The sequence below is a fragment of the Pseudomonas sp. LS44 genome (assembly GCF_024730785.1).
Taxonomy (GTDB): domain Bacteria; phylum Pseudomonadota; class Gammaproteobacteria; order Pseudomonadales; family Pseudomonadaceae; genus Aquipseudomonas.
The window spans coordinates 3,299,469-3,323,525 of sequence record NZ_CP102830.1 but is presented as its reverse complement, the minus strand read 5'-3'; the positions used below and the strand labels follow the sequence as shown (position 1 = coordinate 3,323,525).

Annotated in this window: 16 protein-coding genes; all 16 read right to left on the bottom strand. The window is 62.5% G+C overall.

The annotated features are described in order from the left end of the window. Nucleotides 1-8: 8 nt before the first annotated feature. The gene (gene algK, locus NVV93_RS14845) at nucleotides 9-1,421 is read right to left on the bottom strand and encodes an alginate biosynthesis TPR repeat lipoprotein AlgK (protein WP_258251401.1); all 1,413 of its coding nucleotides are present in this window, start codon (nucleotides 1,419-1,421) and stop codon (nucleotides 9-11) included. Beyond that, entirely contained in the window at nucleotides 1,414-2,604 is a 1,191-nt protein-coding gene (locus NVV93_RS14840) for a PilZ domain-containing protein (protein ID WP_258251400.1), read from the bottom strand. The genes algK (NVV93_RS14845) and NVV93_RS14840 overlap by 8 nt, the downstream gene beginning before the upstream one ends. 33 nt (nucleotides 2,605-2,637) lie before the next feature. Beyond that, on the bottom strand, nucleotides 2,638-4,119 hold the full coding sequence (gene alg8 / locus NVV93_RS14835) for a mannuronan synthase (protein ID WP_258251399.1): 1,482 nt from the start codon (nucleotides 4,117-4,119) through the stop codon (nucleotides 2,638-2,640). Nucleotides 4,120-4,329: 210 nt separating this feature from the next. After that, nucleotides 4,330-5,640 carry a nucleotide sugar dehydrogenase gene (locus NVV93_RS14830; RefSeq protein ID WP_258251398.1) on the bottom strand — a complete coding sequence of 437 codons (1,311 nt, stop codon included), beginning with the start codon at nucleotides 5,638-5,640 and terminating at the stop codon, nucleotides 4,330-4,332. Nucleotides 5,641-6,111: 471 nt separating this feature from the next. Further along, nucleotides 6,112-7,551, bottom strand: coding sequence for a mannose-1-phosphate guanylyltransferase/mannose-6-phosphate isomerase (locus NVV93_RS14825; RefSeq protein ID WP_258251397.1), 1,440 nt, complete (start codon nucleotides 7,549-7,551; stop codon nucleotides 6,112-6,114). A gap of 301 nt (nucleotides 7,552-7,852) precedes the next feature. After that, entirely contained in the window at nucleotides 7,853-8,518 is a 666-nt protein-coding gene (locus tag NVV93_RS14820; protein WP_375162893.1) for an alginate O-acetyltransferase AlgF, read from the bottom strand. 15 nt (nucleotides 8,519-8,533) lie between these two features. Beyond that, nucleotides 8,534-9,682, bottom strand: a complete 1,149-nt coding sequence (locus NVV93_RS14815; protein WP_258251395.1) for an alginate O-acetyltransferase — start codon at nucleotides 9,680-9,682, stop codon at nucleotides 8,534-8,536. Between the two features lie 11 nt (nucleotides 9,683-9,693). After that, nucleotides 9,694-11,226, bottom strand: a complete 1,533-nt coding sequence (locus NVV93_RS14810) for an MBOAT family protein (protein WP_258251394.1) — start codon at nucleotides 11,224-11,226, stop codon at nucleotides 9,694-9,696. A 303-nt stretch (nucleotides 11,227-11,529) separates the two neighbouring features. Continuing rightward, nucleotides 11,530-12,615, bottom strand: a complete 1,086-nt coding sequence (locus tag NVV93_RS14805; protein WP_309137377.1) for a mannuronate-specific alginate lyase — start codon at nucleotides 12,613-12,615, stop codon at nucleotides 11,530-11,532. A gap of 170 nt (nucleotides 12,616-12,785) precedes the next feature. Continuing rightward, nucleotides 12,786-14,213, bottom strand: coding sequence for an alginate O-acetyltransferase (locus tag NVV93_RS14800; RefSeq protein ID WP_375162892.1), 1,428 nt, complete (start codon nucleotides 14,211-14,213; stop codon nucleotides 12,786-12,788). Between the two features lie 7 nt (nucleotides 14,214-14,220). Next, nucleotides 14,221-15,813: a mannuronan 5-epimerase AlgG gene (algG, locus tag NVV93_RS14795; RefSeq protein ID WP_375162930.1), complete on the bottom strand. Its 1,593-nt coding sequence runs from the start codon at nucleotides 15,811-15,813 to the stop codon at nucleotides 14,221-14,223. Between the two features lie 440 nt (nucleotides 15,814-16,253). Beyond that, complete coding sequence (locus NVV93_RS14790) at nucleotides 16,254-17,738, bottom strand: alginate export family protein (protein ID WP_258251391.1); 1,485 nt, start codon at nucleotides 17,736-17,738, stop codon at nucleotides 16,254-16,256. Between the two features lie 32 nt (nucleotides 17,739-17,770). Continuing rightward, nucleotides 17,771-19,213 (bottom strand): alginate biosynthesis TPR repeat lipoprotein AlgK, encoded by a 1,443-nt coding sequence (gene algK, locus NVV93_RS14785; RefSeq protein WP_258251390.1) that lies wholly within the window; start codon nucleotides 19,211-19,213, stop codon nucleotides 17,771-17,773. A gap of 2 nt (nucleotides 19,214-19,215) precedes the next feature. Then, nucleotides 19,216-20,382, bottom strand: coding sequence for an alginate biosynthesis protein Alg44 (locus tag NVV93_RS14780; protein ID WP_258251389.1), 1,167 nt, complete (start codon nucleotides 20,380-20,382; stop codon nucleotides 19,216-19,218). Nucleotides 20,383-20,416: 34 nt separating this feature from the next. After that, the gene (gene alg8 / locus NVV93_RS14775) at nucleotides 20,417-21,898 is read right to left on the bottom strand and encodes a mannuronan synthase (RefSeq protein WP_258251388.1); all 1,482 of its coding nucleotides are present in this window, start codon (nucleotides 21,896-21,898) and stop codon (nucleotides 20,417-20,419) included. A 226-nt stretch (nucleotides 21,899-22,124) separates the two neighbouring features. Then, nucleotides 22,125-23,435: a GDP-mannose 6-dehydrogenase gene (gene algD, locus NVV93_RS14770; RefSeq protein ID WP_258251387.1), complete on the bottom strand. Its 1,311-nt coding sequence runs from the start codon at nucleotides 23,433-23,435 to the stop codon at nucleotides 22,125-22,127. Nucleotides 23,436-24,057 lie beyond the last annotated feature (622 nt).

Below are 24,057 nucleotides of genomic sequence, written 5' to 3'. Positions count from 1 at the left end.
CAATTCCGTTATGGGCGAAGGTCGACGGTGCTGCTGACGGACGGCTCGATATGCAGAACGTTAGTGCCAGCAGCAGGCAGCATAGTGCTATCACCCCGGAACTGCCGCTCGGCGTGCAAACGTTGTTGCGCTTGGTCACGCTGGGCGGGTGTCAGTTGTTGTTCGACCTGCGCGGCGAGCGCCGATGCCTCGGGTTTTCCACCCTGCACGGCGAGTTGGCTGAACACATAGGCGTTGACCGGGTCGGGCTGGATACCGCGACCTTGGGTGAACAATTGGGCGAGGGCGTAATCGGCGCTGTTCTGGCCGCTGCGGGCGGCGCTGAGCAGGTAGTCGAGGGCCTTGTCCGGGTAGACCTGGCCGAGATAGCCGCGGCGGTAGATCTGCCCAAGGTAGTAGTTGGCACTCGGCTCGCTGGGCGCCGCCTTGAGCAGATGCTGTTCGGCCTTGTATGGGTCCGGCGGGATCAACTTGCCTTCGTAATACAGCCGGCCGAGGAGCAGCTCGGCGCGCGGTTGGGCGGCATCGCGACCCTTCTGCAGGTAGCCGAGCAGCTCGTCGACACTACCCTGGTCGGGTGCGTCGTAGATCAACTGGGCGAGGCTCACCCAGGCCGCCGGGTAGCTCGGCGCGATGCTTTCCAGCAACGCCTTGGCGGTGGGGAAGTCGGGCGCGCCGAGGTCTGGATCGGCCAGCACCTGGGCGACCGCGTCGACCCGTTGCGGGGGCACCGCGCCGCTCTGATAGGCGCTTTGCAGCTGCGTGACCAGAGCTTGTTGCTGCTCGGTTTGACCGCGCTTCTGGTACACCGTGGCCAGCTCGACGTAGCAGACATCCTGAGTCGCCAGCGCCGCTGTGCAGATCCGTTCGACGTCGGCCAGATGCTGCTCGTAGGTACCCTGGCTGCGATACAGGAGGATTTGCGCGAGCTCTGCCTGCGGCTGGCCGGCGGCGAGCCATTGGCTGATCTGCTGCTGCGCGTTCACCTGCGGAAAGCTCTGCGGATGTTGCAAATAGAGCAGCGCCAGCGGCATCAGGGTGCTCTGCTCGCCAGCGGCCATGGCTTGCTTGAGCAGGGTTTCGGCTTCGTGCAGCTCGGCATCGCTGGCCCCCGGCTTGCTGGCCAGCAGCCGCCCGAGGCGCGCGGCGGCGCGCGGCGAGTCGCTGGCGGCCAGGCGGTAGGTCGCCTCGGCCTTGCGCAGCTGCGCGGGGTCGCCGCTTTCCACATAGATATCGGCCATGCCGACCTGCGCTTCGGTGTAGCCCATGTCGGCAAGCTGCTGGTAGTTCTGCTCGGCAACGGCGGTGTCGCCGCGCGCCATGGCTTCCTGAGCCAGGCGCTGGTCGGGCAGGCCAGCGCAACTGGCCAGGCCCAGCGTGGCGAAGAGGAGGAATAAAGGTTGCGCGGCGCGATTAACCACGAGGCGATCCTCCGAAAAGCTCCATGGCCTTGGCTTTCTCAATCAGCCAGTTAAATGAGGGGCCACTGCCCGCGCTGACCTCCACCGGGCGCCCGGCCAAGGCATTGTCGAGCGGCTCATCGGGGAGGATCTGCACGTGAATTTCACCGGCCAGATCGTTGTTCCTATCCAGGTCGAGGTTGCTGCTGACGATTTTGCCACTGTGCGATTCATGCTCTCCGGCGACCACGAAGCTGACCCGCGTGCCCGGTCCCACTTCGTTGAACTTGGTGTAGGGAAAGCGCGCCTGAATGCTTGCCTGACTGCCACGCGGGGCGAGCTCGAAGATCACCTCGCCCCGGCTCGCGTATTGACCGTCGGCCACCAGTTGGCGCACCAGGGTGCAGTCGCAGGGGCTGGTCAGGGTGCCCTTCATCTGCTTGCCGAACAGCTCCTCGATCTTCGCCGGCTTGAGGTCGCTGTCGTTCAGGTGACCCTTGAGCATTTCCAGCATCGAGGTGCTGAAGGTGCCGATCGGTGCGCCCTTGGTGACCAAGCCGTCTGCGCCGATCAGGCTCTGCACGGTGCCCTCGCGCGGCATGTTGACTTGCACACTGGGAACGCTGACCAGCGCGGCCTGGGCGTGGGTGACGAAATACAGGTCATACAGCGACTTGCTGATGAACACGAATGCGGCCAGCCCGACCGCCAGCACGCCGAGGCTGATCAGCATCGCGCGCAGGCGACCGAAAAAGCCCAGGCTGGCGGCTTTTTCCTTGCGCGGGCGGCTGAAGTTGTCGCGTTGCAAGGTACTGAGCAGTTCGCCGACGCTGACCAGCTCACCGGACAGGTGCGCAGTAATCAGATGCCGCAAGGTGACGATGTCGCGCGGCTTGAGGTTATGGAACTGGCAGCCGACCCGACCGTTGGCGGCATTCACCGAGCGCACCTGAAACTCCACCGGCATGCTCAGGTCCAGGTTGTCGATGGCGAACAGCAGTTTGCCCTGGTGGTAGTCGCCAGCGGAAACCGGCGCTTTGCCTGCCTCATAGCTGAAGCCGCCGGCCGATAGCTCCTGCAAGGTGTATTCGCTCGCCTGCTTGTGCTTGCCGGCGAAACGGATCCTGGTAGGAAGTCGTACGCGAGCGTGCTGGCGCTGGATTTCCGATTCATGCACAACGTCAACGTTCACGGCAGTATTCATTGAGGTGTTCCTGCGTGGATCCATGTGGATTGCTCAGACCACGAGCAGCAGCGTGGCGATGAACAAACTGGCGGCAGAGAAGGTCATGGAACGCGACGACCAGGTGTTGAACCAGCGCTGGAAACTGGCCAGATCGCGGTTGAGCCGGGTGTTTTGCCGGGTCCATGACTGTTGATCGAGGCGGAAGAACACGTACACCTTCACCAGCGCGCCAACGATCTGGTTGTAATAAAGAATCAGTGGATAAGCCGGGCCGATGGGATGGCCGGTGACGGTTAGTAACAGGGTGAGGACCAGCCGGGTGGTGCCGATCCACAACAGATAGATGAGCAGGTAGACGATGCTGTATTTGAGGCTGGCGATGATCGCCACGGTCAGGCCGAGCAGGCAGGTCCACATCGACACGCGCTGGTCGAACAGGACGAGGGTGCTGAACCAGCCGAGGCGCCGTGGGCCAAGCTTCATGGCCCGCGAGTTCTGCCGCAGGGTGTTGCCGTACCAGCGGAACATCAGCTTGCGACTGGCCTTGAAGAAGCTCTTTTCCGGCGGATGCTCGACCGTGTTGATCGCCGCATCCGGCACGTAGAAGGTGTCGTAGCCCAGGCGCATCAGGCTGAACCAGCTGGACTTGTCGTCGCCGGTAAGGAAACGGAAACGCCCCAAGCGCCAGTGTTCGAGGTGGTCGCTCTCGACGTCGGCGATGAACTCCGGGTTGGTCACCACGCTGGCGCGGAACATCGACATGCGCCCAGTCATGGTCAGCACGCGCTTGGAGAGCGCCATCGAGCACATGTTCAAATGGCGCTGGGCGAACCGCAGCTTGTGCCACTCGCTCATGATGTAGCTGCCGCGCACCTCGCAGAACTCGTTGGTGGTCAGCCCGCCGACATTCGGGAAGAGCTGAAAATACGGCACGGTTTTGCGTACGATGCCCGGCTCCAGCACGCTGTCGCCGTCGATCACCACGGCCGCCGCTCGTTCATCGGGCAGCAGACGGGAGATGGCGCGGAAACCATTGGCCAGGCCATCGCGCTTGCCGGTACCGGGAATCCGCACGAACTTCAGCCGGACCCGCGCCGGTGGGTCGTATTTGGCCCACAGGCTTTTGATCAACAACTCATCGGACAACTCGACGATCGAGCAGATCACGGTGGTGGGGTAATGGCAGGCGATGGCTTCCTCAATCACCGAGCGATACACCATAGCGGTGGTCAGCGCGTCGATGCGAAAACTGGTAACCATCAAAAACACATGAGAAGGGTCCGCCGCCTTGCCGAGTTTTCTGACCTTGCGGCGGTAGTGCGGGTAGACGACGTAGAGGAACAACACGCCGCGCAGGAAATGGGCGGCGCCCATGGAGTAGCGCCAGATGCCGACCGCGCCGATCAGCAGTAAGAACTGTTTGGACTGTGGGTCGAACAGGGTCTGCGGCACCGCCAGGGCAATGCCCATCAGCACGCTGAGGTAGAGCAGCCAGCCAGCGCTTTCGATAAACCCTTGCGTGAATCTCTCCATCGTCGGTGCGTCCGCCATCGGTTTCGGACAGGGCGAATTCGCGCTTCGCCAATGCGCTTCCAGCAGCCCGCAAGGGTTCTTCAGCTATCAATGCGTTTTGCGGCCACGCCATCGGCGTTGCGGTCCGTCACTTGGCGGCCAGCAAAACTGAGCTTTTCTGGCGAGCGCGGCACACGGCATCAGCCGAGCCGCGCCCGCCAGGTTCAAGTGTTACCAACAGATGCCTTCGCGGTTGCCCTCGCTGGCGTGCGCCATGAAACCGACCAGGTCGACGACTTGCTTGCCGTCCGGGACCTGCTCGGCGACGCTCCGGAAACGTTCGTCGCCATTGCCCAGGACGATGATCTCGGCGTGTTCGATGACCCGCTGCAGATCGCTGTCGAGCAGCGACGACACGTGGGGGATCTTCGATTCGATGTAGTCCTTGTTGGCGCCGTTGACCCGTGCGTATTCGACGTTGTGATCGTAGATACGCAGGTCGAAGCCCTTGCCGATGAGCATCTCGGCCAGCTCCACCAGCGGGCTTTCGCGCAGGTCGTCGGTGCCGGCCTTGAAGCTCAGGCCGAGCAGGGCGACTTTGCGTTTGTCATAGCTGGTGATGATGTCGAAGGCATGCAGCACTTGCGCGTCATTGCTGTGCATCAGCGAGGCGATCAGCGGAGTTTCGACATCCAGCTGGCTGGCTCGGTAGTTGAGGGCGCGCACGTCCTTGGGCAAGCATGAGCCGCCGAAGGCGAAGCCGGGGCGCATGTAGTACTTGGAAAGGTTGAGCTTGTGGTCCTGGCAGACCACGTCCATCACTTCGCGACCATCGACGCCGACCGCCTTGGCGATGTTGCCGATCTCGTTGGCGAAGGTCACCTTGGTGGCGTGCCAGACGTTGCAGGTGTACTTGATCATTTCCGCCACCTCGATGCTCTTGCGCACGATGGGGGCGTCGAGCTCTTGGTAGAGGTCCTGCAACAAGTCGCCGGAGCGGCTGTCCAGCTCGCCGATGACGGTCATCGGCGGGAAGTTGTAGTCCTTGATCGCGGTGCTCTCGCGGAGGAACTCCGGGTTGACCGCGACGCCAAAGTCCACTCCGGCCTTCTTTCCGGAGCATTCTTCCAGGATCGGGATGATGAAGTTCTTCACCGTCCCCGGCAGCACCGTGCTGCGCACCACCACGCCATGCCAGGCGGACTTTTCGCGCAGGGCGACACCGATTTGCGCGCACACCGACTCAATGAAATGCAGCGCCAAGTCGCCGTTCTTCTTGCTCGGCGTGCCGACGCAGAGCATCGACAGTTCGCTATCGCGGATCGCCTCGGCGACGTCGGTGGTGCCGCGCAGCAGGCCGGCCCGAATACCTTGCTGGAGGAGCTCTTCGAGTCCCGGTTCGACGATCGGCGACTTGCCGTTATTGATCAGGTCGATCTTGGTCGCGGATATATCCACGCCAATAACTTCATGACCACGCGAAGAGAGACAGCCTGCGCATACCGCGCCGACATAACCAAGGCCAAAAATACTAAGCCGCATTGTTATTCTCCTGATTCCGTTATCAAGCTTTTAAAAAAGTTCGCTGATATAACGGGTTCGGCTTAATAACTGCACCGCCGAGCGCCGGCATGAGAAAAGCCGAGTGAAAACTGTTTTAGCACTCGCTAATTCAGGTCGTTAAAGTTTTTCGATATGACCGGGCAACGGCCTAATGCCCCGCAAAGCCTGGCGTGCAGGCGGCTGTCGCTGAGTTGGTGAGTATCCCCCGCGCATGTTGATGCACTAATCACTTGATGAGAGATGTGAGAGGGGCTAGCAGTAAAGAGAGTTCCAATAATGTGGTGTAATTATTTGCAATTAATATCTAGCTGATATCGCAAATTGGAATTTTGAATCGAGGCGGAAAGTACAAGTAACTGGTTAAGGTGTGACTTGAACTTGGCGTCAATAACATGCCCTGTTCAAAAGCCCTCTCCCAGAGCGGGAGAGGGGCGCGGGATATCTTTTTAATTAACGCGCGTGACTGACGTTGCGCACTTCGGCGGTACGCCCGTAGACGTCTTCCAGACGTTCGATATCGTCTTCGCCGAGGTAGCTGCCGGACTGTACCTCGATGAGCTCCAGGGGAATCCTGCCGGGGTTGGCCAGGCGGTGCACCGAGGCAATGGGGATGTAGGTCGATTGATTCTCGGTGAGCAGGAAGGTCTTGTCGTCACAGGTGACCTGCGCGGTGCCGGAGACCACGATCCAGTGCTCGGCACGGTGGTGGTGCATCTGCAGGGAGAGCTGGGCGCCGGGTTTGACCGAGATGCGCTTGACCTGGAAGCGCCCACCCATGTCCACCGAGTCGTAGGAACCCCACGGCCGGTACACCTCGCAGTGGTTCTGGGTTTCGCTGCGGCCCTGCTTGTTGAGGGTGTTGACCAGCTGCTTGACCTCCTGCACGCGGTCTTTGTGGGCGATCATCATGGCGTCCTTGGTTTCCACGACGACGATGTTTTCCAGACCGATTACCGAGACCAGCTTGCCGTTGCCGTGCACCAGGCAGTTGTGGCTGTCCTGCACCACCACGTCGCCCTTGGTGACGTTGCCGTCGGCGTCTTTCTCATGCACGTCCCAGAGCGACGACCAGCAACCGACATCGCTCCAACCGGCATCCAGCGGCACCACGCAGGCGCGCGAGGTTTTTTCCATCACCGCGTAGTCGATGGAGTTGTCCGGGCAGCAGGCGAAGGTGGCTTCGTCGATGTCGATGTTGTCGCCTTCGCGAGCGCTGCGCTCCAGGGCCAGCAGGCAGGTGTCGTAGATATCCGGATCGTGCTTCTTCAACTCGTCAAGGAAGCGGCTGGCGCGGAACAGGAACATGCCGCTGTTCCAGAAGTAATCGCCGGAAGCGACGAACTGCGCGGCGCGTTGTTCGTCGGGTTTCTCGACGAACTGGGCGACCCGGTTGACGCCATCGGGCAGGCCGGCGTCGGCGTTCGCCTTGATGTAGCCGTAGCCGGTTTCCGGTTTGCTCGCCGGCACGCCGAACAGCACCATTTCACCGGCTTCGGCGGCGATGGTGGCCAGGGCCAGGGCGCGTTGGAAGGCTTTCTGGTCATCCAGCACGTGGTCGGCGGGTAGCACCAGCAGCAACTCGTCGCGGCCTTCGTTAAGCAGTTGCATGGCGGCAATCGCCACCGCCGGCGCGGTATTGCGGCCGAACGGTTCGAGCAGGATCGCCTGGGTGGCCAGCTTCAGGGCCTCGAGTTGCTCCTGGACGATGAAGCGATGGTCTTTGTTGCAGACCACTACCGGCGCTTGCATGCCCTCGAACGTCAGGCGCTCGAGGGTTTGCTGGAGCAAGGTGTGGTCGCCGGTCAGGGCGAGGAATTGCTTGGGGAACTGCTTGCGCGAAAGGGGCCAGAGTCGTGAGCCGCTACCACCTGAAAGAATGACTGGGATCATGGTGTTTCTCCTGAGTTTCCGTGAGATTTTTCGCTGCGTTTCTAGCGCCCCGTACGGTGTTCCGGCGGGGCGGCGTTGTTGTTTCTTTTCATTCCCTCGCCCCTTTGGGGAGAGGGTTGAATACATGCGGACGGTTAAGTTCACGCTGTCGTGCTTTGCTCCCCTCTCCCGTGCAACGGGAGAGGGGCCGGGGGAGAGGGCAGGGGCGTCAAGAGTTGCGGAGGCCGTTGCCCTCTCCCTAACCCTCTCCCAGAAGGGAGAGGGGACTGATTTGCGTAGCTTGTAAGCCCTTCGGTTGTCCTCAGTTCGCTGCGGCGGGGCGCTTGACCCACACCGAGGCGAGCTTGCCGGCGCTGCCGGTGACGTACAGGCACGCCGCTTCGCCGCGGGCCAGGGCCACCGGTTTCAGGTCGCTGACCTTCTTGTCGCCGTCGAACAGCGCCAGGTTGACCTTGACCGGGTTGATCTCGCGGTCGCCATGGCTGTTCGGGGCGACGCCCTCGACGACCGGGGTTTTGCCGTCGGCAGTCTTCAGGGTGAGCTTGGTGTCGCTGAGGTTCTGTACGCGCAGCAGGGCTTTTTGCTTGTTCTTGAACGGCGGCTCTTCGACCAGCTGCGGCTTGTCGCCGGGCAGATTGACCAGGGTGTAGTAGCGGTCTGGGCCGAGTTTGACGGGCACGGTCTGGCTGCCGACCTGGGCGCTGTAGCTGCCGCCGGGCAGGAAGCTGAAATCGCTGCTACCTTGCGGGCCGACATCGTCGAGCCTGGTATTGCCAACGTTGGCGCTGACTTCCTGACTGCCAGCGTTGTACAGGCGCACGAAGCTTGAGCCTTTCGGTGCGGCCGGGCCGTACAGGGCGGCGTCGCCGGCGGCCTGAGCCTGCCAGCTGAACAGCCCGGCGAGCAGCAGGGCGCCGGTGGTGGCGATGGTTTTGCGGTGCAGGGTACGAGTCGCTTTCATGGTCATGTTCTCCATTAGCTCTTATCGGTCGGCCGTGCTGGCCAGGCGTTCGTTTATTGGTGCGGAAGCTTTGAGCTGGGCGATCCACTGCGGATCGAACTGGCTCAGGTCGGTCGCCATCGGCAGGTAGCGTTCGGGGAATTCCCAGATCACCAACTGCGGCGGCGCATCCTTGAATTCGGTGCTTTGCAGGTAGCTGAGCATCGGTTGCAGCGGTCCGTGACCGTCCTCGGCGAAGTTGACGATGTCGCTGCCCAGCGCCTGGCGCAGCGCGCCGAGGAAGTTCCAGTTGGGGTTGGCGCTGTAGCTGGTGCCGACCAGCGCGACCGGCACTTGCTCTTCGCTGAACAGCGCGTCGGCGCTGCTTGGTTGGGCGTCGACGGCGCGGGTGCTGCGCTGTTGCAGGCGATCGGCCGGCGGCAGCAATTCGCTGAATAGCGGATCGAGCGGCAGGAAGGTCAGCAGGTCACCCTGATGGCGTTTGCTGGCACCGAACTCGGTGACGAAGCGCTGCGGCTCGATGTCCAGAGGCGTATGGCGCTGCACGCTCAGGCCGAGTTGCTGGGCCACCACTTCGGCGCCGTGTGGCGTCCAGTGGGTGTCGGTGCGCAGGAACAGCGCGCCGTTGCCTTTTTCCTTCTGCAATGTGGCGAGCAGGTCGGGAGCGACGATGCCGGCGTTGTCCATGCTCGCGTGGAAGCGTTGATAGAGATCGCGCTGCAGGCTGGCCGGCTGTTGCTCGGCGAGGTACTCCGGATACAGGCGGGCCTTGGACGGGATGATCGCCAACACCAGTTTCACCTGCTGACGCTCAAGGGCATGGCGCACGCCCTCGATCAGCTGCAGGTTGTCGTCGATGTGCTGCTCGGCCTTGGCGATCGGCTTGAACTCCTCGTCGCTGAACAGCCAGTTCTGGCGACCCAACACCACGCCGGGACGGCCTTCATCGAACAGGGTGAAATCCAGCGCGGCCCAGAGGTTGGTACCCAGGCGTTTGAGCGGGAATTCTTCGTCGTAACGAGTCTCCAGCGCCTTGCTCAGCTTGCCATCGAGCACGCTGGTGCCCGGAGGCACGCTGTAGCCGTGGAAGGCGCGCAGCGACAGGCCGCCGAGCACCAGCAACAGGCCGAGGAACAGGGCGATATAGAGGATGCGCAGGGAACGGGTCATGGCAGCGGTCCTCAGAATTGGAAGTACAGGAAGGGCGAATAGCTCTGCGCCGAGAGCTTCAGCAGCGAGGCGCAGAACAGCAGCAGGATCAGGCCGCGCAGCAGGTAGCGGGTCCAGTCGATGCTGGCCGCGCTCGACGCCACCACCGCACCGCCGGCGCTGACGTGCAGCTCGCCGGGAGCGTCGGTGAGCAAGCCGGATTCACCAGCCGGCGTTTTGGTGGCCGCCGCTTTCGGCGCGCTGCCGTCCAGCGGGTGGCGATAGAAGTCGTACAGACCACATACCGCGAGGGTGGCGTAGGCGATGACCAGGGTGGCGATCTGCAGGGTGGTCAGGTCGGCGCGGCCGAGCTCGGAGAGCTGCCAATCACCGAAACTGAACATCGCCTGGTACATGCGCATCGCCACGTCCAGGTTCTCGGCGCGGAAGATCACCCAGCCGATCACCACCAGCAGGAAGGTCGCCGCCCACTTCAGCGGGTTGAAGCTGCGCGTCGCGGCGTTGACGCCGAGGGCACGTTCGATGGCCAGCCACATGCCGTGCCAGGCGCCCCAGATCACGTAGGTGATGTTGGCGCCGTGCCACAGACCGCCGAGCAGCATGGTCAGGAACAGGTTGCGGTAGGTGGCGAGCGTGCCGCCGCGATTGCCGCCGAGGCTGATGTACAGGTAGTCACGCAGCCAGGTCGACAGGCTGATGTGCCAGCGCCGCCAGAACTCGGTGATCGACTGGCTGATGTACGGCTGCTTGAAGTTCTCCATGAAGCGGAAGCCCATCATCAGGCCGAGGCCGATGGCCATGTCGCTGTAGCCGGAGAAGTCGAAGTACAGCTGCGCGGTGTAGGCCAGGGCGCCGAGCCAGGCGTCGCCGGTACTGGGGTTTTCCAGGGCGAAGCAGTGGTCGGCGACGATCGCCAGGGTGTCGGCGATGAAGACCTTCTTGATGAAGCCCTGCATGAAGCGCGTGCAGCCCTCGGAGAACTTGTCGAGGGTATGGGTGCGATGGTTGAACTGGTCGACCAGGTCCTTGAAGCGCAGCACCGGGCCGGCGATCAAGTGCGGGAAGATCGCCACGAAGGCGGCGAAATCGATCAGGTTGTGGGTCGCCGGGGTGTCGCCGCGGTACACGTCGATGATGTAGCTGATCGACTCGAAGATGTAGAACGAGATACCGATCGGCAACAGGATGTGGGTGATGATGAACGGCTCAAGGCCGAACGAGGCGATGATCGCGTTGAGGCTGTCGACGCCGAAGTTGGTGTACTTGAAGTAGCCGAGAATGGCCAAGTCGACGCTCACGCCGAGGATCAGCCAGCGCTTGGCCAGCGGCGTGCGCACTCCGGCAGCACCGACTCGCAAGCCAATCCAGTAGTTGAACAGCGTCACCCCGATGAACAGGGCGAGGTAGTCGATCCGCCACCAGGCGTAAAAGATGTAACTGGCAACCAGCAGGAGCAGGTTGCGGTAGCGGTTGCCGCTCAAGTAGTACAAGCCGAGGAAGATCGGCAGGAACATGAACAGGAACACGTTGGATGAGAAAACCATCCGCGTTTCTCCATCGAAGAATTGTCCGGGCCATACGGCCCACCTATTCCTCCCCGGTGCTGCAAACAAGGTGTTGCGCCCGCCCGCATCTGGTGTGCGAGTCGGGGGTGTTGCAGGTGGCCTCTGTAGCCCGGATGCAATCCGGGGAGGCCGATCGTTCATGCCCCGGATTGCATCCGGGCTACGCGGCTACGGCGCTTCGTCGTCAGTAGGATGGGTCGAGCGCAGCGATACCCATCACAGGCCGCGGTCGAAACTCCCCCCGGATTTCATCCGGGCTACGCCGCTACGGATTACGAGGCCTCAACCTTTCTTCGCCTCCGCTTTGGGATCGAACACCCGGGTCACGTCGCCACCGAGGCGGAAGGTTTTGAACGGTTGCATCGACTGCTTCCACTTCAGCGTCTCGGCGCTGCAGCGGTACAAGGTGCAATAGGGCTCCAGCCAGGAGAACTTGGAGTCTTTCTTCAAGTCGGTCATGTCCTGGTCTTCGCCGCTCTTGTCTGCGAACTCATCCGGGTCGTCGACCCCGGCCATGACCCGTTCGGCCAGGCGGCGTAGCGCATGGTCGTGGTCTTCACGCAGGTCCACGCCGTTGGCTTGGGCGAACGCGGCGATCATCGCCAGCGGCGGCAGGGCATAGTTGTGATAAGCCAGCGCGCGCTGCTCGCGTTTCATCTCGTTGGGCAGGTAACCGCCTGCGTCGACCTGGCCGGCCGCCACCTGGAACTGCTGCACCGACCAGTCGAACAGGTCGCGGCGATCAGTCACTACCGCGGTGGCCATCACCGACCAGGCGGCCCAGTAGGAGTGGTTGTTGATCTGCTTGAGCGGCAGGTTGCTCCAGTCCTTCACCGTCTGTTCGGCGAGCTTGGCGAACCACGACTCGATCAGCTGGCTCTGCTGTGCATAGGGTGCGAGCGGCTGCGATTCGCTGAACTTCAGACGCAGCCAGGCCGACGACAAACTGCCCAGTGCCCATTTGCGCATCGATTTGCCGGTGTGGTTGTAGTCGGTGGACAGCAGCGCATCGGCTTGCGCCCAGGCGCTCAGCCACTGGATGGTGCACTGCAAGTCCTGCTGCTGGCCGTCGCGCATGTAGCGCATCACCTGTTTGCTGATGCCGCGTTCGAGTGTGGTGATGTCCTCGGTCTTCTCGCGGAATGCCTTCTCGGACTCCCGATTGAGCGTGGCGCGGGCCGAGTCCGAGCCCTCGTATTTGCTGCGGAACACCAGCTTGGCGGTATACGGCGTCGGTGCCGCCGAGCATTTCTGCGGCTCGCCAGAGGCGACTTTCTCGATTGCCGCGTAATAGCCTTGCGGCGGCTTCAGACCGGCAGCCTGGACGGCGCCGGCGAGCAGCGATAGGCCGAGCAGGGCCGGCAGCAATAGCGGGGATATAGCAGGCCGTTTAAAAATTACCTGCGTTGCCGATACGGCGTTAAAAACGGCCTCAAAATGCTCATTTACAGCACGTAAACTGCGCTTTTTCGGCCGTTTTTGCCTTGTCTCGGCTGCCTCGCCTACATTTTTCAACGGTCTGCTAGTCATGGGTAACCTCACAGTCCGGCCACGTCATTGCCGGCGGTTTTGCGTTGACAGAGCTTGGCCTCGACTTCGAGCGGCTGACCGCCGGCTTCCGGACCTTCGATTTCCATGGCCAGCAGGTTCTGGCCGGCCCAGTCCTTGTCCTCGCGCAGGTTGAATACGAAGCGGCCGTTGGTGTCGGCGGTCGTCGGCTTCTCCAGTTTCAGCGACTCGTGACGGCCGTTGAGGTACCAGAGCTTGGCCTTGACGGTTTTCACCGAGGTGTCGGCGAAGTCCAGCTCGATGCGCCCGTTGCGGTTGGCGATTGTCTTGGCGCCGCTATTGATCAGTACCTCCTGGCTGCCCGGGCGCAGCTGGGTCTTATTGGCGAGCACCACCGGCTTGCTGTCGCAGCCATCGTCGAGCAGGGCGAACAACTGGCGGTAGATGGTTTCCTGATCGAGGTTGTAGAGCGGCGAGAACTCCCAGATGAGGATCTTCGGCGGGTTGTCGCGGAACTCCGGGCTGCTCAGGTACTCGATCATCGAGCCTTCCAGGCCGCCGCCGGGGAAGGCCACGTTGAGTACATCGGCGCCGATGCTTTCCTGCAGGAAGCCGGCGAAGTTGTAGTTCTGGCCACTGTGGCTGGTGCCGACCAGGACGATCTCGGGATTGCCGCCGTCGCCGAACATGTCGTCGCTGCCGCTGGAATCCTTCGGTTCGGTGGCGAACTGGTTGATGTATTCGGTGGCGTAGCTGGTGCCGCAGAGCTGCCCGGCGACGTTGTGCAGGGTGCCGCGTTTGCCCATCCGGCCGATCACCTTGCTGACGAATTCGCGGCGCGGAATGTCCTTGAACGCGGGCATCTGATGCACGGTTTCGGCCACGATCTGCGCGGTGCGCTGCGCGCCGTAGGGCGTCCAGTGCTGGTCGCCGCGGAAGTAGAAGGCCTGCTCGGCGTGCTCGTCGGTCAGTGGCGAGAGGTCCGGGACGTTGTAGCCCATCTTCTCGAAGCGCCCGAGCATGGCCTGGTAGTTGCCGCGTGCGCGCTGGTAATCGAAGCGCGCCTTCTCCGCCGGGTTGAGTTTGTCGCGGTTCACCAGGCCGCGGGTCGGCTGGTAGACCAGTACCAGCTCGATGCCGCGCCGTGCGAAGGCGTCGTGCAGCTGCTGCATGCGCTGGTAGCCGATGGCGCTGGTGTCGAACTCGGTGCGCAGGTCTTCCTGGCTGCGGAACAGCCAGTCGCCCTGGGCCTGTACCAGGGTGATGAAGTTCTTCTGGTAGTCGGTGGTGTAGCGGCTGGCGTCATGCACCGCCGGGCATAGCTGGCAGCATGGCGCGGCCTGAAAGTTCGGCGCGGCGGGCAGATCTTCGGCGCGCACTTGGCCTGCGGCGGCCAGGGCCAGGGCGATGGGCGACAGAGCGATCCAGCTGCGCAGTTTCAGGTGTTTTTTCATCATGGGGTCCTCAGTTCTGGAGCTCTGCCTGGCTTTCCACCGGGTCGATCAGCACGGCTTTGTTCTGGCGCACCAGCAGGTCGAGAATCTCTTCCTGGCGCTCGCCGAGAATGCCGCTGAAGGTGATGCCTGAGGCCTTGCTCGGCATCAGCATGTCCACCTGGTACAGCTCCACCGACAGCGGTGAGTCGATGGCCAGTGGGCTGGTGCCGTTGCCGGCGAGCTGGCCGCCGACCACGATCATCGACACCTTGGTGTCGAAGGGGTCGAGGTCGATGTTGCGGTCGGTGTCGGAAAGGTCTTTGGTGTGCCCGTAAACGCCGACCAGCTTGTTGTGGGCGGCGAGGTTCTCGTACAGGCGGATGTTCACGCTGTTGCGCAGGCGAATGCCGTGACGCGCGTTGTCGACCACGCGGTTGCCCCACAGCAGGTTGTTGGAGCTTTCGTAAATGGTGATGCCGTCGGACTGGTTGCCATGCACGTCGTTATAGGCGACCAGGTTGTTCACGCTGTTACGGTCGATGACGATGCCGGAGAGCTTGTTGTCGTAGCTCTTGTTGTTGAAGATCCAGCTGTCGTTGACCTCGCGGGAGACGATGATGCCGTGCTTCTTCTTGGTCCCGTAGACGGTGTTCTCGGCGATGATCAGACGATGCGAGCGATCGTGCGGGTCGATGCCGTAGATGATGTTGTCGCGGTAGGTGTTGCCCTTGACCACGATGTCTTGCGCTTCATAGCAGTAGAAGCCGTACCACATGTCGATGAAGTCCGAGCCGAGCAGCCAGCCGGTGGGTTCTTTGCGGCCCATCTGCTTGCTCATGTTCGGCGTGTACTGCGAGATGCTCAGGCCATAGGACTTGCTCTCGTCGTAGCCCAAGCTGGTCACCGTGCTGTTGACGATGTAGGTCTCGGTGCCGCCCCAGGACAGCAGGAACGGGCGGAATTCTTTGGGGTCGCGGAGGGTCGCCGGGCCGTTGTCGGCCTCGCGCCAGGCGCTGAGTTTGCTGTCGGTGATGAACAACTTGCCGTCGTTGATCAGAAACGCGCCGCGTTCCTGGGACAGGCGCAGTTCGCGGGTCTGGGCATCGACGTGCAGGGTCGCATCGTGGCCGACGACGATCGGCAGGCGCGCCAGATAGACGCCTTCCGCGGTTTCGCTGAAGTACTGCTTGGGCAGTTTTTTCGCCAGCTCGCTGAGATTGACGTAACCACCTTCGACGAAGATCGCCTGCGGCATACTCTGCTGGCGCTTGACCCATTCGGCCAGGCGGTTGTTGCCGCCGACGAACTCCTTGAGAGCGTCCTGCTGGAGCATGCGCCGTACCGTCACAGTGCCGCGCTTGCTACGGTCGAGCTTGGCGTTCACCGCTTCGGCGGTGTAGCCGGACAGGTCCGGCAACTTCGGCTTCGCCAGGTACAGCGGTTTGATCGGAGCGCTGTTGACGGTATAAGTCTTGGCCTGGCGCAGCTCCTTGGTCGCCCCGGCGACCGGCGCCACGCTCGGCTGGTTGGCCAGAGCGGTGGTGCTGCCGGTTAGCAATAGAAGAGCCGCGGCGAGCAGCGACGCACCACGACCGCTCGGCTGAGGTAGCCCGGATGTAATCCGGGAAACGGAGTTGCCGGCCTCTCGGATTGCATCCGGGCTACGGGTGGTGGCCTGAGCACTGGCGCTTTCGCGAAGGCTGGCCTTCTCCCTAATGCGGGCCCTCTCCCCAGCCCTCTCCCATAAATGGGAGAGGGGGCCGATCGGAGTTGCCGGTGAGATAGATGAATGCGCGCCAGCTGGATCAGGCGCGGTGCAGCTTGTCTCCCCTCTCACGCACGCGGGAGAGGGGCCGGGGGAGAGGGGCCGGGGTAGCCCGGATGCAATCCGGGAAACGGAGTTACCGGCCTCCCGGATTGCATCCGGGCTACGGGATGGGCTTGGGGAGCAGGGCTGGCGGTGTGCGCAGCTCTGTTCGCCGTAGGATGGGTCGAGCGCAGCGATACCCATCGCGGTCTTGGCTCTATCACTGGGCTGTTTCATCTCGCCGGTCCTCCGCATCAGAAGCGCCAGATCACGTCGACGAAGGCACGATGCATCGTCGAGTCAGCCTGGCTGCCATAGGCGTCGCCGGGCTTGAACACGCCGCCGCGGAAACGCACCAGCGCCGACGGCTCGTCGATCGCCTGGCTCATGGCCGCCGGCAGCAGGCCTTCTTTGAAGTATTTGGTGACGATCAGGTCGACTTCCTGACCCACGTCTTTGTCGTTGTTGGGCATCGCCGCGGTGATGCCGCTGTCGCCGATCGGCTGGTCGCCATCGACCCGCCAGAAGCGGTGGTAAACCAGGCTGGCGTCGTACTCGTCGCGCAGCTGCCAGGAGCCGAACAGCGTGGCGCTCTGCAGATTGCTCAGCTCGCCGCGGAATGCCTCGCCGAAACGGTGCACGCGCGATCGGGTGCCGGTGTAGGTCGAGCGGTTGCTCTCCAGGCCGGTCTGCTGGAAGTTCTCGTCGCCGTCATCGCCACCGCCGCCACTGCCGCGCGCATAGGCCACACCGGCCTGCCAGCTCGGGTCGAAGCGCCAGCGCAGACCAAGGTCGGTACCCCAGGCGTTGACGTCGCCGCTTTGCTTGCCGGTGGCGATCCGCTCGTCGCCGATGGTGGTGCTGGTCAGGCGCTCGCGGTCGCCGGTCAGCCAGGTCGCGCTGGCCCAGTAGTTGAGTTGCTGGGTGTTGCGCGAGTTGTAGGCGTCGCTATTGGCTTGTAGGCCGAGCCAGGTGAGATCGCCGGTGCTGGTCTTGTCGAGCGGGTCGACGACTTCACCGGGCTGGTCGAGGTTGCCGTCGTCGCGGCTGTGGTGCAGGTTGAGGCCGGCCCAGTGGCCCGGCGTCCATTGCGTGGCGATATCGCCGAACAGGTGCAGGCGATCCTCGTCTTCCGGGGCCAGGTCGTCGATGTCGGTGCGGTACTCGCTGAAGCGTTGCGCCGCGCCAAGATGGGCGCGCAGCAAGGTGGTGTCGAAGCTCCAGTTGAGTGCCTCGATGTTGCTGTCGCGCCACATGCCGTCGTCGCTGCGCAGGCGCTGGCGGCCGAAACGCAGTTCTTCGCCGGGGTAGGCGGTAAGGCCGGAATAGCCGACCCAGAACTCGCGCAGCGCCAGGTAGCTCTTGTCCGGCTGGCGGCCGTTGTCGCTGCTGTCGTCGGCGCTGAGATCGTCGGATTGCAGGGTGTCGGTTTCGATGATGTCGGTGGCGGTGACCGCCTGGCCCATGGCGAAGGCACTCCAGTCGCCACGCTTGAGGTAGCCCCACGGACGCACGTCGAGGCCCAGGCCGTTGACGTCGCCGCCGTCGCGGGTGCCGAGGTCGCGGTCGTCTTCGGACTGCGCGGTGATCTTCACATCCAGGCCCCAGCTGTCGTCGGTCATCTGCACGGCCCAGGCCGAGCTGGCGAGCAGCGGCAAGGTCAGCGTGCTGCCGAGCAGGGTTTTGCCGAGCACGCTCTTGCCTAGCAAATGCTTACCGAGCGGGGAGGGGCGTTTCATAGGCATGTCCATCAGTTTCATCAGATCGTCCTTCAAGGTTTCAAAGCGGCTGAGCTGGGCGCTGGAGTCGCGTCTTCAGCGCTGTCGTCGGCATCGATAACCGCGGCTACCGCGGCGGTTTGCGCAGTGCTCGGCTGGGTGCCTCGGAACTGCCGTTCAGCCTGCAACAGGCTGTCGGCTCGACTGCGCTGGGCGGCCGGCAATTGCGCGGTGAGCTGCGCGGCGAGGGTCGTGGCCTCGGGTTTGCCGCTCAGCAGCGCGAGCTGGCTGAATACGTAGGCGTTGACCGGGTCGGGCTGGATGCCGCGGCCCTGGCTGTACAGCTGGGCCAGGGCCAGGTCGGCATTCGGCTGACCACCGCGGGCGGAGGTCAGCAGGCGCTGCAGGGCTTTGTCCGGATAGACCTGGCCGAGGAAGCCGCGGCGGTAGATCTGGCCGAGGTAGTAGTCGGCGGCGCTCTCGCCGGCGGCTGCGGCCTTGAGCAGGTATTTCTCGGCTTGGAACGGGTCCTGCGGGACCAGCTTGCCTTCGTAATACAGCTTGCCGAGCAACAGGTCGGCGCGCGGCTGGGCGGCGGTGCGGCCTTTGTCCAGATAACCCATCAACTGCTCGGTGTCGCCCAGCTCCGGGTTGTCGTAGAGCAGGCGGGCGAGGCTCACCCAGGCGGCCGGATAATTCGGGGCGATGTCTTCGAGCAGGCCCTGGGCGGTTTTCGCATCGGGCGTACCAATAGCTGGGTCGGCCAATACCGCGGCCACTGAATCGAGTCGCTGCGGTGCAATCGCGCCAGCCTTCCAGCCGCTATGCAGACGCTCGATCAAGGCTTTCTGCGGCTCGGTCTGGCCACGTTTCTGGAACACCGTGGCCAGCTCGACATAGCAGAAATCGTTGGTCGCCAACTCGGCCTGACAGATCGTGGCGATTTCGTTGAGATGCTGGTCGTAGGTGCCCTGGCTGCGATACAGCAGCACTTGCGCCAACTCCGCCTGCGGCTGGCCGGCGGCGCGCCACTGGCTGATCTGTTGCTGCGCGTTCACCTGCGGAAAGCTCTGCGGGTATTGCAGATAGAGCAGGGCCAGCGGTAGCAGGGTGTTCAGCTCACCGGCGGCTCCGGCGCGCTTGAGCAGCGTTTCGGCTTCCTGATGCTCGGCGGCGCTGGCGCCCGGTTTGCTGGCCAGCAGGCGGCCGAGGCGCGCGGCGGCGCGTGGCGACTGCTCGGCAGCCTGGCGATAGGTGGCTTCGGCTTTGTTCAACTGCGCCGGATCGCCGCTTTCCACATAGATATCGGCCATGCCGACCTGCGCCTCGGTGTAGCCGAGGTCGGCGAGTTGCTGATAGTTCTGCTCGGCGGTCGCGGTATCGCCACGGGCCATGGCCTGTTGGGCCAGGCGTTGGTCAGGCAGACCGGCGCAACCGGTCAGGCCGATGGCTACGGCGACGCTGAGTAGCAGTAGGCAATGCGGTTGCGCAGTCATGCTTAGAGCCCCGCTGCCACGGCTTTGTCGATCAGCCAGTTGAGGGACGGGCCACGGCTGGCGCTGACTTCCACCGGGCGGCCGGCGAGGGCGTTGTCCAGCGGCTGGTCGGGCTTGATCTGCACGCGCACGTCGGTCGACAGGGCGGCGTTGTCGTTCAGGCTGCTGCTGACGATCTTGCCGTCGCGGCTCTGGCCATCACCGGCGACCACGAAGCTGACCCGGGTGCCGGGCTGGATGTCGTTGAATTTGGCGTAGGGGAAGCGCGCTTCGATGGTTGCCTGGCTGCCGCGCGTGGCGAGCTGGAAGATCACGTCGCCCTTGCTGGCGTACTGGCCGTCGGCAACCACCTGGCGTATCAGCGTGCAGTCGCACGGGCTGGTCAGGGTGCCCTTCATTTGTTTGTCGAACAGCTCTTCGAGCTTGGCGGGCTGCAGGTCGCTGTCTTGCAGATGACCCTTGAGCATTTCCAGCATCGAGGCGCTGAAGGTGGCGATCGGCGCGCCCTTGCTGACTACGCCGTCTGCGCCGATCAGGCTTTGCACGGTGCCTTCGCGCGGCATGCTGACCTGCATCCCGGGCATGCTGACCAGCGCCGACTGGGCGTGGCTGACGAAGTACACGTCGTACAAAGATTTGCTAATGAAGGCGAAAGCGCCGGCGCCGATCAACAGCACCCCGAAGCTCACGGTCACGGCGCGCAGGCGCGACATCACGCCCATGCCGCCACCGGCCTTGTCCTTGCGCGGTTTGGTGAAGTTGTCGCGCTGCAGGGTGCTGAGCAATTCGCCGACGCTGACCAGCTCACCGGACAGGTGCGCGGTGATCAACTGGCGCAGGGTGGCGATTTCCCGCCCCTGCAGATTGTGGAATTGGCAGCCGATCCGGCCGTTCTGCTGGTCGACCGAGCGGACCTGGAATTCGATTTCCAGGCCCAGGCTGAGGTTGTCGATGGAGAACATCAGCTTGCCGCGATGGTAGTCGCCGACCTGCACGGGAATCTTCGGCGCGGCGTAGCCGAAGCCACCGGCAGAGATATCCAGCAGGGTCTGTTCGACCACTTCACGGTTGCGTCCGGCAAAGCGGATCTTGGCCGGGATTTTTACCCGGGCGTGTTGGCGCTGGGTTTCCGATTCATGCACGACATTGACGTTCAGAGCTGTATTCATGGCGGTTTTCCTACTCAATTCCATTCGGGTTGGCTCAGACCACGAGCAGCAGCGTGGCGATAAACACGCTGGCAGCCGAGAAGGTCATGGAGCGTGACGACCAGGTGTTGAACCAGCGTTGGAAGCTGGCGAGGTCGCGGGTGAGCTTGGTCGGCTGGCGCGTCCAGGACTGCTGGTCGAGGCGGAAGAACACGTAGATCTTCACCAAGGCGCCGACGATCTGGTTGTAATAGAGGATGACCGGGTAGGCCGGTCCGATGCGGTGGCCGGTGACCGACAGCAGCAGGGTCAGGACCAACCGGGTGATGCCGATCCACAGCAGGTAGATCAGCAAATACGCAATGCTGTATTTGATGCTGGCGATGATCGCCACGGTCAGGCCGAGCAGGCAGGTCCACATCGACACGCGCTGGTCGAACAACACCACGCTGGTGAACGCGCCGAGGCGTTTCGGGCCGAGTTTCATGGCCCGCGAGTTCTGCCGCAGGTTGTTGCCGTACCAGCGGAACATCAGCTTGCGGCTGGCCTTGATGAAGCTTTTCTCCGGCGGATGCTCGACCGTGTTGATCGCGGCGTCCGGCACGTAGAAGGTGTCGTAGCCCAGGCGCATCAGGCTGAACCAGCTGGACTTGTCGTCGCCGGTGAGGAAGCGGAAACGCCCCAGACGCCAGTGTTCGAGGTGATCGCTTTCGACATCGGCGATGAACTCGGGGTTGGTTACCACGCTGGCGCGGAATACCGACATGCGCCCGGTCATGGTCAGCACCCGCTTGGAGAGGGCCATCGAGCACATGTTCAGGTGCCGCTGGGCGAAGCGCAGCTTGTGCCATTCGCTCATGACGTAGCTGCCGCGCACCTCGCAGAACTCGTTGGTGGTCAGCCCGCCGACATTCGGGAACAGCTTGAACCACGGCACGGTGCGCTTGACGGTATGCCGCTCGAGCACGCTGTCGCCGTCGATAACCGCGACCACAGCGTTTTCATCCGGCATGTGCCGGGAGATGGCGCGGAAACCGTTGGCCAGACCATCGCGCTTGCCGGTGCCGGCGATGCGCACGAAGTCCAGCTTGACCCGTTCTGGCGGTTGGTACTTGGCCCACAGGGACTTCACCAGCAGCTCATCGGAGCGCTCGACGATCGAGCACACCACGGTGGTCGGGAAGCCGCAGTCGATGGCTTCCTCGATCACCGAGCGATAGACCATGGCGGTGGTCAGTGCGTCGATGCGAAAGCTGGTGACCATCAGGAATACGTGAGAAGGGTCGGCATCCCTGCCGAGTTTTCGTACCTTGCGGCGGTAGTGCGGGTAGACGATGTAGAGGAACAACACGCCGCGCAGGAAATGGGCGGCGCCCATGGAATAGCGCCAGATGCCGACCGCGCCGATTAGCAAGATGAAGTCTTTCGAATCCGGGTCGAAGAGCGTGCGAGGCAATGCCAGGGCGAGCACCATCAGCACGCTGAGGTAGAACAGCCATCCGGCAGTTTCGGCAAACGCCTGCTTGAGCCTATCCATTCGTCTCCAATCCATCAGCAAATGCGGACAAACCTGTGGCGGTGGGGCGCGATAAGCGCCCACATGGCTACGGCTGTGCGCAGGTATAAGGCAGGTAATCCAAGGTTCCGCCGGCGTGATCCGAGCGTTGCGGTGCGCCACGGGCGTCGGCGGAACTAACGGCCTGTCGATGCTGCCTGGCGGTGCCAGGCGACGGACCGGGGTCTTTCTAGTCGGTCATCGGCTGCTACCAGCAGATGCCTTCACTTCCGCTACGAGTGGTGTGGGCCATGAAACCGACCAGATCGACGATCTGTTTGCCGGCCGGCACCTGATCGGCGAGGGCGCGGAAGCGTTCGTCGCCATTGCCTAGCACGATGATGTCGGAGCGCTCGATCACGCCGTCCAGATCGCTGTCGAGTAAGGACGACACATGTGGAATCTTCGATTCGATGTAGTCCTTGTTGGCGCCGTGGACCCGGGCGTATTCGACGTTGCGATCGTAGATGCGCAGGTCGAAGCCCTTGCCGATGAGCATCTCGGCCAGCTCTACCAGCGGGCTTTCGCGCAGGTCGTCGGTGCCGGCCTTGAAGCTCAGGCCGAGCAGGGCGACGCGGCGCTTGTCGTGGCTGGAAATCAGCTCGAAAGCGTTCTGCACCTGGGCGACGTTGCTACGCATCAGCGAGCCGATCAGCGGCGCTTCGACGTCCAGCTGGCTGGCCCGGTAGTTGAGGGCGCGCACGTCCTTGGGCAGGCACGAGCCGCCGAAGGCGAAGCCGGGGCGCATGTAGTACTTGGAGAGATTGAGCTTGTGGTCCTGGCAGACCACGTCCATCACTTCGCGACCATCGACACCGACCGCCTTGGCGATGTTGCCGATCTCGTTGGCGAAGGTCACCTTGGTGGCGTGCCAGACGTTGCAGGTGTACTTGATCATCTCGGCGACTTCGATGTCCTTGCGGATGATCGGTGCGTCGAGTTCTGCGTAGAGGGATTCCAGGGCGTCGCCCGAACGGCTATCCAGCTCGCCGATGACGGTCATCGGCGGGAAGTCGTAGTCCTGGATCGCGGTGCTTTCACGGAGGAATTCCGGGTTGACCGCGACGCCGAAATCGACCCCGGCTTTCTTGCCCGAGCAGTCTTCGAGAATCGGGATTACCACGTTCTTCACGGTGCCCGGCAACACGGTGCTGCGCACCACGACGGTGTGGCGTTCGGTCTTGCTGCGCAGAACCAGACCGATCTGGCGGCATACCGATTCGATGTAATCGAGTTCCAGATCGCCGTTCTTCTTGCTCGGCGTGCCGACGCAGAGCATCGACAGTTCGCTATCGCGGATCGCCTCGGCGACATCGGTGGTGCCGCGCAGTTTTCCGTTGGCGATACCCTGTTGCAGAAGTTCTTCCAGACCCGGTTCAACGATTGGCGATTTGCCACTGTTGATCAGGTCGATCTTGGCCGCGGATATATCCACGCCGACCACATCATGACCACGTGCAGAGAGGCAACCGGCACATACTGCACCGACATAGCCAAGACCAAAAATGCTAATACGCATTGTATTCACCTGTTCGTTTATCACGCCGCTAAATATGCCGGATTTATACTTTCCGGCGCCTTGGTGGCACTCGGCTCCATATTAATTGGCCGAGCGCAGGCATAATAATTTTGGAGTGCCATGAATTGTGGCGCTCAAATTGGGCATGTTATTAGGAGAGTTGCCCCGAAAAGCGGCAGAGCGGCCCGGTACTGGGCGTAATGCCGCGTATATCCTGCTTGTGGTGCTGCTTTGGTGCATTGATACCGAACTTCTACAGATATCCAGAAGACTATCTGCCTTATCAAAGTGCTATTACCTGGAGCAGATTCAGTAACCAATCCTGGGGACTTCTAAGGTTGGCTTCAGAAGTTTGGCAATGACACTTTGTTTGCCGCTGTTGAAACTTGTTACGGGGCTATGAGCGGGTTTTTTAAACGATAGTTCCTAACCGTTCGTCAGACTTGCTAGGCGCTACCGGTAAAAATTTAATGGAATAAGTAATTTCATATTAATGGCCATTGCGCTGGAGGCCGTATGACAACAGGCTTAGTTTGCGCGTGGTGACTATTTGCCAGTATTGGCGGCGCGAAAAAGTTTTCCGATAAATAATTGGCAAATTTGCCAGAGTGCGAGGCGGGTT